We start from the raw sequence: 11,925 nt of genomic DNA on the forward strand, positions 1-11,925 counted from the left end.
CAGGGCATCGGGTTGGAACGGTGCGCCAAAGAGGCGGTGTTATAAATAAGCTGATATCTCCATCTATCCCAAGGGAATTACCTGACCTTTATTTCAGATACTTCTGATCCATCATTTCTTCATATCGACCGTGTAAGGCCAAAGATTAACCAGGGGTGACAAAATGCCTGACTCATCGCAACTCATCATCGGCGCCGGCCTCGACGGCCAGCCGATCGCCCAGGCCATGCGCCTGGCCAACCGCCATGGCCTGGTGGCTGGCGCTACCGGTACCGGCAAGACCGTCACCCTGCAGCGCCTGGCGGAAGCTTTCAGCGATGCCGGGGTGGCGGTCTTCGCCGCGGACATCAAGGGGGATCTCTGCGGGCTGGGCGCCGCGGGCAATCCCCAGGGCAAGGTCGCCGAGCGGATTGCCGGCATGCCCTGGCTCAACCACCGGCCCCAGGCCTATCCCGTGACCTTGTGGGATATTCATGGCCAGTCCGGTCATCCGCTGCGCACCACCCTGAGCGAAATGGGACCGCTGTTGCTGGGCAGCCTGCTGGAGCTCACCGACAGCCAGCAGTCGGCGTTGTATGCGGCGTTCAAGGTGGCGGATCGCGAAGGCTTGTTGCTGCTGGATCTCAAGGATCTCAAGGCGCTGCTCAACCACCTCAAGGACAATCCGCAACTGCTGGGCGAAGACGCGGCATTGATGACCACCGGCTCCAGCCAGGCCCTGTTGCGGCGCCTGGCTACGCTGGAGCAACAGGGCGCCGAATCGTTGTTCGGCGAGCCGGCCCTGCAACTGGAGGACATCCTGCAGCCGGCCGCCGATGGTCGGGGACGGATCCACTTGCTCGATGCCAGTCGCCTGGTGCACGAGGCGCCGAAAGTCTATGCCACCTTCCTTCTATGGCTGCTGGCCGAGTTGTTCGAGCAATTGCCTGAGCGGGGCGATGCCGACAAACCGTTGCTGGCGCTGTTCTTCGACGAGGCGCACCTGCTGTTCGCCGGTACCCCAAAGGCCTTGCAGGATCGCCTGGAGCAAGTGGTGCGGCTGATTCGCTCCAAGGGCGTCGGGGTGTACTTCGTGACCCAGTCGCCAGGGGACCTGCCGGATGATGTGCTGGCCCAGCTGGGCTTGCGCATCCAGCACGGTCTGCGGGCGTTCACCGCCAAGGAACAGAAGTCGCTGCGGGCGGTGGCCGATGGTTTCCGGCCCAACCCGGCATTCGATGCGCTCTCGGTGCTGACCGAGCTGGGCATTGGCGAGGCGTTGGTCGGCACGCTGCAGGACAAGGGCACGCCGGAGATGGTCCAGCGGGTGCTGGTGGCGCCGCCGCAATCACGGATCGGGCCGTTGACCGAGGCCGAGCGCCAGGCCCTGATCGCCAGTTCGCCGCTATTGGGACGCTATGACAAGCCGATCGATCGCGAATCCGCCTATGAGGTGCTGATGGGGCGCAAGGAGCTGGCGCCGCAGGGGCAGGTCGAAGCTGGCAAACCGCTGTCCGAGGAACCGAGCCTGGCCGACCGGGCTGGTGAGTTCCTGGGGACCGCGGCCGGGCAGGCCTTGAAGTCGGCGATGCGCCAGGCCGCCAATCAGCTGGGGCGGCAGCTGGTGCGTGGGCTGATGGGCTCGTTGCTGGGCGGCAAGCGCCGCTGACTCAGCTGCGTGGCTTGGCGTGGCTGGCCAGGCGCTCCAGGGCCGCGCGCAACTTGGGGTCGGAGATGCCGTTGGCAGTGGCCTGGATGGTCTCGGCGGCGTTGTTCGACAGGTCTATGCTGTGTCCGGCCGCTCCCCGCTGGACGGTGGGGGGCTGGACCTTGAACTGGATGCGCGTCAGGCGGGCGAATTCGTCGAACGCCTGGAGTTGGCGCTGCAGGCGCTTCTGCTGGTAGCGCAAGCGGGTAGCCCAGTGCCCGTCGGTGACGATCAGCAGCAGGCTGCCTTCGCGCCAGGATGCGACGTGGCAATGTTCGCGAGCCGCCGGCTGCAACTGGCTGTCCAGCAGGCGCTGCAGGTGCGCCAGGCGCTGGGCGTGGCCGAGTATGGCTTTGAGAGGCTTGGCTTCGCGAAGAAGAACGGCGGGAGGACGCGCCGTAAGAGGGCGAAATGCCATGGTTAGAAACCTGAAGTTACAGAGGCACCATGGTAACAGAAAGCGTCCGGCGCACCCGGTTCGTCATTTTTTCGCCTGGCGTCGAGTTGGTGATCCTTTGCTGATCGTGATCAGTAACTTCTGTGGGGAATGTACTTGAAGTTCAACGAAAAGCCCTTATTTTAGGTGGGCCCCGTCAAAGCGCTGTGCCAGCATCGTGGAATAACGCCACTTTCCTCACCATCGTTTCCGGGTAGAATGCTCGTTCGCATGCGGCCATGAGGGCTGCTCGGGCGACTCACCGGGGCCGCCCTCCAACCCTATGTGTGGAAGATCCTGCCGATATGTTTGCGCCTTTGTTAAAGAAACTTTTTGGAAGCAAGAACGAGCGTGAAGTCAAGCGCATGCTCAAGACGGTACAGATCGTCAATGCCTTCGAAGAGCAAATGGTGGCCCTTTCGGACGATCAATTGCGTGCCAAGACCGCGGAGTTCAAGGCCCGTATCGCCAAGGGTGAAACCCTCGACAAACTGCTGCCCGAAGCCTTTGCGGTCGCCCGTGAAGCCGGTAAGCGGATCATGGGGATGCGCCACTTCGATGTGCAGCTGATCGGTGGCATGACCTTGCATGAAGGCAAGATCGCCGAGATGCGCACCGGCGAGGGCAAGACCCTGGTAGCGACCCTGGGTGTCTATCTCAACGCATTGTCCGGCAAGGGCGTGCACGTGGTGACGGTGAACGACTACCTGGCACGCCGCGACGCCAACTGGATGCGCCCTCTGTATGAGTTCCTCGGCCTGAGCGTCGGCGTGGTCACGCCGTTCCAGCCGCCTGAGGAAAAGCGCGCCGCCTACGCCGCCGATATCACCTACGGCACCAACAACGAATTCGGCTTCGACTACCTGCGCGACAACATGGCTTTCAGCATGGAAGAAAAATTCCAGCGCGAGCTCAATTTTGCCGTGATCGACGAGGTCGACTCGATCCTCATCGACGAAGCCCGTACTCCGTTGATCATTTCCGGTCAGGCCGAAGACAGCTCCCGCCTGTACACCGAGATCAACAAGCTGATCCCGCGTCTTGAACAGCACATCGAGGAAGTGGAAGGCCAGGTCACCAAGGCTGGTCACTTCACCGTCGACGAGAAGACCCGCCAGGTCGAACTCAACGAAGCCGGCCATCAGTTCATCGAAGAGATGCTGACCCAGGTCGGCCTGCTGGCCGAAGGCGAGAGCCTGTACTCGGCCCATAACCTGGGCCTCTTGACCCACGTCTATGCCGGCCTGCGGGCGCACAAGCTGTTCAACCGCAACGTCGAGTACATCGTGCAGGACGGCCAGGTGGTCCTGGTGGACGAGCACACCGGTCGCACCATGCCCGGCCGTCGCCTCTCCGAGGGCCTGCACCAGGCCATCGAGGCCAAGGAAAACCTCAATATCCAGGCCGAGAGCCAAACCCTGGCCTCGACCACCTTCCAGAACTACTTCCGCCTGTACACCAAGCTGTCCGGCATGACCGGCACCGCCGATACCGAAGCGTTCGAGTTCCATCAGATCTACGGCCTGCAGGTGATGGTCATCCCGCCGAACAAGCCGTTGGCGCGCAAGGACTACAACGACCTGGTGTTCCTGACCGCGGACGAGAAGTACGCCGCGATCATCAGCGACATCAAGGACTGCATGACCAAGGGTCGTCCGGTGCTGGTGGGTACCGCCACCATCGAGACCTCCGAGCACATGTCCAACCTGCTCAACAAGGAAGGCATCGAGCACAAGGTCCTGAACGCCAAGTTCCACGAAAAGGAAGCCGAGATCATTGCCCAGGCCGGTCGTCCGGGAGCTTTGACCATCGCCACCAACATGGCGGGCCGTGGTACCGACATCCTGCTGGGCGGCAACTGGGAAGTGGAAGTCGCCTCCCTGGAGAACCCGACTCCCGAGCAGATCGCCCAGATCAAGGCCGACTGGCAGAAACGCCATCAGCAGGTTCTGGAGTCCGGTGGCCTGCAGGTCATCGCTTCCGAGCGCCACGAATCGCGGCGTATCGACAACCAGCTGCGTGGTCGCGCCGGTCGCCAGGGCGACGCCGGTTCCAGCCGTTTCTACCTGTCGCTGGAAGATAGCCTGATGCGCATCTTCGCCTCCGACCGGGTGAAGAACTTCATGAAGGCCCTGGGCATGCAGTCCGGCGAGGCGATCGAGCACCGCATGGTGACCAACGCCATCGAGAAGGCCCAGCGCAAGGTCGAAGGCCGTAACTTCGACATCCGCAAGCAGCTCCTGGAGTTCGACGACGTCAACAACGAGCAGCGCAAGGTGATCTACCACATGCGCAACACGCTGCTGGCCGCGGACAACATCGGCGAAACCATCGCCGACTTCCGCCAGGACGTGCTGAGCGCCACCGTCAGTGCCCATATTCCTCCACAGTCGCTGCCTGAGCAGTGGGATGTGGCTGGCCTGGAGGCTGCACTCCAGAGCGATTTCGGGGTGAACCTGCCGATCCAGCAATGGCTCGACGAAGACGATCACCTGTACGAAGAAACCCTGCGTGAGAAGCTGCTCAACGAGCTGATCGCCGCGTACAACGAAAAAGAAGACCAGGCCGGCGCCGAAGCGTTGCGCACCTTCGAGAAGCAGATCGTGCTGCGAGTCCTGGACGACCTGTGGAAAGACCACCTGTCGACCATGGACCACCTGCGCCACGGCATCCACCTGCGTGGTTATGCGCAGAAGAACCCCAAGCAGGAGTACAAGCGCGAGTCCTTCACGCTGTTCTCCGAGCTGCTGGATTCCATCAAGCGCGACTCGATCCGCGTGCTGTCCCACGTCCAGGTGCGTCGCGAAGACCCGGCCGAGGAAGAGGCGCGCCTGCGCCAGGAAGCCGAGGCCCTGGCCCGTCGCATGCAGTTCGAGCACGCCGAGGCTCCAGGCCTGGACCAGCCCGAAGCAATGGAAGAGGGCGTCGAGGTGGACGTGGCCCTGGCTTCCGCGCCGGTACGCAATGAACAGAAGCTGGGTCGCAACGAACTGTGCTACTGCGGTTCGGGCAAGAAGTACAAACACTGTCACGGCCAGATCAACTAAGATCCTCGCCAGACACTGAAACACCCACGCCGTGACGGCATCAGCCGTCGCGGCGTTTTTCCATTTGCAGCACCGTCTTTTATGCCGACGGTGCCCCATCTGATAAGAGGAGCGCATTCATGGCTGTTGGTCTTGGTCCTTTGCCAACGTTGCACCCGGTTACCGGTTTCGAACTCGGTATCGCCTCGGCTGGTATCAAGCGCCCCGGGCGCAAGGATGTGGTGGTCATGCGCTGTGCCGAAGGCTCCACGGTGGCCGGGGTGTTCACCCTCAATGCGTTCTGCGCCGCGCCGGTGATCCTGGCCAAGCAGCGCGTGCAGGGGCCGGTGCGTTACCTGCTGACCAACACTGGTAATGCCAACGCCGGTACCGGCGAGCCTGGCCTGGCGGCAGCCAGCCGTACCTGCGCCAAGCTGGCGGAGCTGACCGGGGTCGACGCCAGCGCAGTGCTGCCGTACTCCACCGGGGTCATCGGCGAGCCGCTGCCTGTGGAGAAGATCGAAGGTGCCTTGCAAGCCGCCCTGGACGACCTGTCCGTGGATAACTGGGCCGCTGCCGCCACCGGGATCATGACCACCGATACCCTGCCCAAGGGCGCCAGCCGCCAGTTCCAGCATGACGGCGTGACCATCACCGTCACCGGCATCAGCAAGGGCGCGGGAATGATCCGGCCGAACATGGCGACCATGCTTGGCTACATCGCCACCGACGCCAAGGTCTCCCGCGAAGTGCTGCAGAACCTGCTGCTGGATGGTGCCAACAAGTCCTTCAATCGCATCACCATCGACGGCGACACCTCCACCAACGACTGTTGCATGCTGATCGCTACCGGCCAGGCCGACCTGCCGGAGATCACCGAGGCCAGCGGCCCGCTGTTCGCTGCGCTGAAGCAGGCGGTGTTCGAAGTCTGCATGGAAGTGGCCCAGGCCATCGTCCGCGACGGTGAAGGCGCCACCAAGTTCGTCACTGTCCAAGTCAATGGCGGCGGCAACCACCAGGAGTGCCTGGACGTGGGCTACACCGTGGCCCACTCGCCGCTGATCAAGACGGCGCTGTTCGCTTCCGACCCGAACTGGGGGCGGATCCTGGCAGCCGTGGGGCGTGCCGGCGTGCCGGACCTGGATGTGAGCAAGATCGACGTGTTCCTAGGCGAGGTCTGCATCGCCAGTCGTGGCGCTCGGGCGGCCAGCTATACCGAGGCCCAGGGTGCGGCGGTGATGCAGCAGGAAGAGATCACCATCCGTATCGAACTGGGACGTGGTACCTGCAGCGAAACCATCTGGACCACCGACCTGTCCCACGAGTACGTGAAGATCAACGCCGAGTACCGTACCTGATACTCGCTATGGCCGCCTCGGAACCATCCGGGGCAGGCCTTCGCGCTTGGCGACCATCATTTTTTCATCGGCTGGCCACCCAGGCCGGCCGAATGCCGGACCAGAGGAAAACGCGGTGAAACGAGTACATGTGGCAGCGGCCGTCATCCGGGATGCCAATGGCAAGATCCTGATCGCCCGACGTGCCGATACTCAGCATCAAGGGGGCCTTTGGGAGTTTCCCGGGGGCAAGGTCGAGGCCGGGGAAACAGTGCAGGCGGCATTGGCCAGGGAGCTGCAGGAAGAACTGGGTATTGCCATGCAGGCTGCGCGCCCACTGATCAAGGTGCAGCACGACTATCCGGACAAGCAGGTTTTGCTGGATGTATGGGAGGTCTCGGCCTTCAGCGGCGAGCCCCATGGTGCCGAAGGCCAGCCCCTGGCCTGGGTGAGTCCACGGCAATTGGGCGATTATGAGTTCCCGGCGGCCAATCAGCCGATCGTCGCGGCAGCGCGTTTGCCCGAGCACTACCTGATTACTCCAGAGGGCCTGGAAACCCCGGCCCTGCTGCGTGGCATGCAGAAGGCCATTGCCCAGGGCTGCAAGCTGATCCAGTTGCGGGCGCCCGCTGGCTACGATCCGCAGTATCGCGACCTGGCGGTGGATGCGGTGGGCCTGTGCGCCGGCAAGGCGCAGCTGATGCTCAAGGGACCTTTCGAGTGGCTGGGGGACTTTCCGTCGGCCGGCTGGCATATGACGTCGGCCCAACTGCGCAAGTACGCCAGTGCCGGGCGCCCATTCGGCAAGGATCGCTGGTTGGCGGCCTCCTGCCATGACGCCGAGGAACTGGCCCTGGCGCAGCAAATGGACGTGGACTTCGTGACCCTGTCGCCGGTGCAGCCGACCCAGACCCATCCCGATGCCCAGCCCCTGGGTTGGGAGCAGGCCGGGCAACTGATCGTCGGCTTCAACAAGCCGGTGTACTTGCTAGGTGGCGTAGGTCCGGCCCAGTGTGAACAGGCCTGGGCCTGCGGCGCCCAGGGCGTGGCGGGGATCCGTGCCTTCTGGCCGCAAGACTGAATCAAGCAACGGCTTGCCGGTGCCGCCCCGCCAAGTCGTTGTCCGTCAGGGTTTGGCGGCGGCCTGCCAGAGGATCTCGGCGATGCCCTGGCGCTTGGCAATCAAGCGAGCAGCGACGAACAGCAGGTCCGACAGGCGATTGATATAGGCCAGCCCGACTCCCTGTAGCGGCTCGATCGCATTGAGTTGCTGGCAGCGGCGTTCGGCGCTGCGGGCCAGGCTACGGCAGACGTGGGCCTGGGCGATCAGCATCGAGCCTCCGGGCAGGATGAAGTTCTCCAGCGGGCCCAGCTCCTCGTTCCAGCTATCGATGGCAGCCTCCAGGCGCTGCACTTCCAGCTCATCGAGCGCCTGGTACACCGGCATCGCCAGCTCGCCGCCAAGGTCGAACAAGCGATGCTGGCAGGGTGCCAGGACCTCGATCACCTGGGCCAGCCCGGGATAAGCCATGCGCTGTTCTTCCAGGCCGGCCAGCAGCAGGCCCAGCTGGCTGTTCAGGGTGTCGACTTCGCCGATGGCCTCGATCCGCGGATGGTCCTTGGGCACTCGGCGCCCATCTCCCAGGCCGGTTTCGCCCCTGTCGCCGGTGCGGGTGTAAATCTTCGACAAGCGAAAACCCATGTCTAGTTCTCCAGTGGTAACGGTGCTTGGACCGGGGGCTGGTTGCTGGCCAGGGGCAGGCGCAGGGTGAAGCAGGTGCCCTGGCCCCGGGTCGATTGCACTTCCATCTGCCCTTTGTGGTTGTTGGTGATGATGAAGTACGACACCGACAGGCCGAGGCCGGTGCCCTGGCCGATTTCCTTGGTGGTGAAGAATGGCTCGAAGGTGCGCTTGCGCACGTTCTCGCTCATGCCGATGCCGTTGTCCTCCACCTGGATTTCCGCCCAGGGCGGATTGAGCCGGGTACGCAGGATGATCCGTCCCGGCTCGCTGTCGTCGTCGCGCTGGTGAATGGCCTGGGCGGCGTTCTTCAGCAGGTTGAGCAGCACCTGCTCCAGTTCGTTGGCGGTGCCGGGAACCGGGCCCAGGTTCGGATCGAACTGGCGGATGATCGCCTGGCCCTTGAAGTCGAAGCCGATCGCCAGGTCGAAGTCGTTGCCGGCGATCTCCACTGCCTGGTCGATCAGCGCCGGCAGGTCGCAGGGCGCCATCTGCCGGTTGCTACGGCGACTGAAGCTGAGCATATGGGTGACGATCTTCGCCGCTCGGCCCCCGGCCTGCTGGATGCCATCGAGCAATTGCGGGACTTCGCGGCTTTCCAGGTAACGGTTGACGGTTTGCAGCTCGACCCCGCTCTGCTGGGCATATTCGAGGTTCTTCGGCAGTTCCGGGGATAGCCGGCGGCGGATGTTCTGCACGTTGTGCAGGATCGCCCCCAGGGGGTTGTTGATCTCGTGGGCCATGCCGGCCGCGAGGCCGCCCACCGAGAGCATCTTTTCCGACTGCACCATCATTTCTTCCAGGGACAGGCGTTGGGTGATGTCGTCGATACGGATCACCACCCCGCGTCCGGCACCGCCCATCAGCGGGTAGAAGGTCAGGGCATAGTGCTTGGCTTCTTCATCCTTGAACCAGGTAACCCGCTCGATCTTGGCCACCGTGTGCTGTTCCACGGTTTCCTTGAGTTGGGGCAGGAATGGCTTGAGCGGTTCGAAGGCCAGGAAGATCGGCTGGTTCAGGGCCTCGTCCAGGCGAGTCCCGGACAGAGCGCTGGCCTCCTGGTTCCACTGGGTGACGTACAGCTGTTCGTCCAGGGCGATCAACGCCGAGGGCATGGAGTCGATGATGCTGTTGAGGTAGTTCTGGAAGCCGGTGAGCTTCTTCTCGATCTTGCTGCGTACCTGGACTTCCAGTTCCAGCTTGCGGTTGGTGTGGCGGGTCTCTTCGGCCAGCCCCTGGGCCTGGTCGTAGGCGGCCTGGGAATCGTCCCGGGCACGCTTGAGCTGCTGCTCCCGAGCCTCGATCCGCGACAGCATGGTGTTGAAGGCCTCGGCCAGGCTGCCGATTTCGTCGTGGTTGCCGCGCGCCGCGCGCAGGGCGTAGTTCTCTTCACGGGTGACCTGGCGCGACAGCTCCTCGAGCTGGTGGATCGGCTGGGTGATCAGGCGCTTGATCTGCCGGGCGATGATCAGCCACAGCAGCACGCTGAAGATCAGGATGCCCAGGCTGGCGGTGAGGGTGCCGGTATAGAAGGCCATGGGCAGTTCGCTGGTGGCCACCAGCAGCAGGTGACCCGGCTCCTGGCCCGGACGGGGCAGGGGGATCACCTGGTTGCTGCGAAACTCGGTCAGTTGCCAGGCCTCGATATGCCGGTAGCGCTCGGGCAGCTTGAGGCGATCGCCGTGCTGCAACTGGGCGATGCGCTGGCCGCTGCCGTCATAGATGGCCGCAGCGCGCAGGGGCGAGTAGCTATCGAGTTCGCTGAGCAACCGTTCCGCATCCTGGGGCGAGTTCAACGCCTGGAGCGACAGGGTCGGATTGGACACCAACCGGCCGATGGTCTGCAGGGCCTGGGGCGCCATGCTCTCCTGGGAGATCCAGTAGGCCGCGCTGATGAAGGTCAGGTTGGCGACCAGCAGCACTGTGGTCAGCAAGACAAGCAGGGCCGCCAGGAGCTTTTGGCCCACCGGCAGGTTTTCGAGACGCTGGCGCAATGGCATCGGCTATATCGCTGGAAATGAGCAAGTGGGCAGCGTAGCCGCTGCTCAGTCGCTGGGCAATCCGTGCAGTTGCAGGTGTTCCTTGAGGCGCAGTTGCAGTTGCTGCAGGTGCGGCAACGCCAGCCGATGGCGGTTGGCGACTGCGCAGGCGTGGCCCAGCAGGTAGCGGATTTCGGTACGCCGCTGGTTGGCCACGTCCTGGTACATCGAGGAGTAATTGGCGGCGGTGGCCTGGATCACCCGTTCGACTTCCTGTTGCAGGTCTTGCGCCGCATCGGGTTGCCCACAGCATTGCAGCAGCTCGCCCAGTTCGGCACACAGGGTGGCGACTTCACAGCGGTGTTGCTGCAGGCCGCCATTGCGGCAGTCGTACAGCACCGTCAGGGGGTTGATGGCGCAGTTGAGCGCCAGCTTGCGCCAGAGCCGGGTGAGGATCTGGGTGGTCCATTCATGGGGAATGCCACTGGCACTGAGTTCATCCAGCCAGATCGGCGCGCTGGGGTGGCCGACATCGCCGAGCCAGGTATAGCCATGTCCGGCGAATACCACGCGCCAGTCGCCATCGCGGAATGCCCCCTCGGTGCTGGAGGCGGCGATGCAGCGTGCCCCGGGAACCCGGGCGGCCACGGCGTCCTGGCTGCCCAGGCCATTTTGCAAGAGGATCAGCTCGGCCCCTGGAGCCAGGCGGGTGGCGATGCGCGCCACGGCCGCCTCGGCATCGTAGGCCTTGCAAGCCAGCAGCAGGCGCTGGATCGGTTGCGGGCCGTCGCAGGTTTCGCCGGGGATCGGATACAGGTGGCTCTGGCCCTGTTCGACCAGGGTCAGGCCGCCAGCGGCTTGGTAGTCCTGCAAGCGGGCCTGGTCCCGCAGGATCAGGCGTACCGGCAGGCCGGCGCGGGCCAGGCGTGTGGCCCAGAGAGTACCGAGGCTGCCGGCGCCGAGGACGTGCCAGGTAGTGGACATCAAGTTTTCGCTCTGTTTGGCAGGCCCGGGGAGGGCACGCGGTGAAGGAGGGGAAAGACCCGTTATAATGAGCGCGGATTTTAACCGCAAGCCGGGCGTGTTCGATGTTCTGAACAGCGCCCCTTTTTATTTGGAGAGAGTACATGCCGTCGTTTGACGTGGTATCCGAACTGGACAAGCACGAAGTCACCAACGCGGTGGAAAACGCCGTCAAGGAACTGGATCGCCGCTACGACCTGAAGGGCAAGGGCAGCTTCGAGTTCAAGGACAAGGACCTGACCGTCAACCTGACCGCTGAAGCCGAGTTCCAGCTGGAAGCGATGATCGAGATCCTCAAGCTGGCCCTGGTCAAGCGCAAGATCGACGTGCAATGCCTGGAAATCAAGGACGCCTATGCCTCCGGCAAGGTGATGAAGCAGGAAGCGGTGCTCAAGGAAGGGATCGACAAGGAACTGGCGAAGAAGATCGTTGCCCATATCAAGGAGGCCAAGCTCAAGGTGCAGGCCGCCATCCAGGGCGAGCAGGTCCGGGTGACCGGCAAGAAGCGCGACGACCTGCAAGAGGCCATCGCGGCATTGCGTGGCAAGGAATTCGGCATGCCGCTGCAGTTCAACAACTTCCGTGATTGATCGACGCTTCCGGGAACCTCTAGCTCTTGTTGGCGTCCGAGGCCGGAGCGATGGCAGAAACGATTGAGCTCCCCGGGAGCCGGTCGTTCTGCCTGTCAGTCATGCA

9 protein-coding genes are annotated in these 11,925 nt (G+C 63.5%); 5 read left to right on the forward strand and 4 right to left on the reverse strand.

The features are described from left to right. Positions 1–163: 163 nt before the first annotated feature. Positions 164–1,648 carry a helicase HerA-like domain-containing protein gene (locus tag GDH07_RS18955; protein ID WP_022640530.1) on the forward strand — a complete coding sequence of 495 codons (1,485 nt, stop codon included), beginning with the start codon at positions 164–166 and terminating at the stop codon, positions 1,646–1,648. A 1-nt stretch (position 1,649) separates the two neighbouring features. Here the strand turns inward: GDH07_RS18955 and GDH07_RS18960 are convergent, their stop codons facing one another. Continuing rightward, positions 1,650–2,105: a DUF721 domain-containing protein gene (locus GDH07_RS18960; RefSeq protein WP_152898515.1), complete on the reverse strand. Its 456-nt coding sequence runs from the start codon at positions 2,103–2,105 to the stop codon at positions 1,650–1,652. Positions 2,106–2,428: 323 nt separating this feature from the next. On the opposite strand from GDH07_RS18960, the gene secA reads away from it, so the two are divergent. From secA to GDH07_RS18975, 3 genes are all read left to right on the forward strand, one after another. Beyond that, on the forward strand, positions 2,429–5,170 hold the full coding sequence (gene secA / locus GDH07_RS18965) for a preprotein translocase subunit SecA (RefSeq protein WP_053131579.1): 2,742 nt from the start codon (positions 2,429–2,431) through the stop codon (positions 5,168–5,170). 119 nt (positions 5,171–5,289) lie between these two features. Continuing rightward, positions 5,290–6,507, forward strand: coding sequence for a bifunctional glutamate N-acetyltransferase/amino-acid acetyltransferase ArgJ (argJ, locus tag GDH07_RS18970; protein WP_152898516.1), 1,218 nt, complete (start codon positions 5,290–5,292; stop codon positions 6,505–6,507). Between the two features lie 115 nt (positions 6,508–6,622). Beyond that, complete coding sequence (locus GDH07_RS18975; protein ID WP_343038287.1) at positions 6,623–7,567, forward strand: Nudix family hydrolase; 945 nt, start codon at positions 6,623–6,625, stop codon at positions 7,565–7,567. A gap of 45 nt (positions 7,568–7,612) precedes the next feature. On the opposite strand, the gene GDH07_RS18980 is transcribed toward GDH07_RS18975, so the two are convergent. The 3 genes from GDH07_RS18980 to GDH07_RS18990 are packed head-to-tail and all read right to left on the reverse strand — an operon-like array spanning position 7,613 to position 11,190. Continuing rightward, positions 7,613–8,188: a cob(I)yrinic acid a,c-diamide adenosyltransferase gene (locus GDH07_RS18980; protein WP_152898517.1), complete on the reverse strand. Its 576-nt coding sequence runs from the start codon at positions 8,186–8,188 to the stop codon at positions 7,613–7,615. A 2-nt stretch (positions 8,189–8,190) separates the two neighbouring features. Continuing rightward, positions 8,191–10,227 (reverse strand): sensor histidine kinase, encoded by a 2,037-nt coding sequence (locus tag GDH07_RS18985; RefSeq protein WP_053131570.1) that lies wholly within the window; start codon positions 10,225–10,227, stop codon positions 8,191–8,193. A gap of 45 nt (positions 10,228–10,272) precedes the next feature. Then, entirely contained in the window at positions 10,273–11,190 is a 918-nt protein-coding gene (locus tag GDH07_RS18990) for a putative 2-dehydropantoate 2-reductase (RefSeq protein WP_152898518.1), read from the reverse strand. Between the two features lie 143 nt (positions 11,191–11,333). Between GDH07_RS18990 and GDH07_RS18995 the strand changes: the two genes are divergently transcribed. Beyond that, a complete protein-coding gene (locus GDH07_RS18995; protein WP_022640522.1) occupies positions 11,334–11,819 on the forward strand; it encodes a YajQ family cyclic di-GMP-binding protein in 486 nt (161 codons plus the stop codon). Positions 11,820–11,925: the final 106 nt, after the last annotated feature.

Source organism: Pseudomonas piscis, from assembly GCF_009380155.1.
In the GTDB taxonomy this organism is placed as follows: Bacteria; Pseudomonadota; Gammaproteobacteria; order Pseudomonadales; family Pseudomonadaceae; genus Aquipseudomonas; species Aquipseudomonas piscis.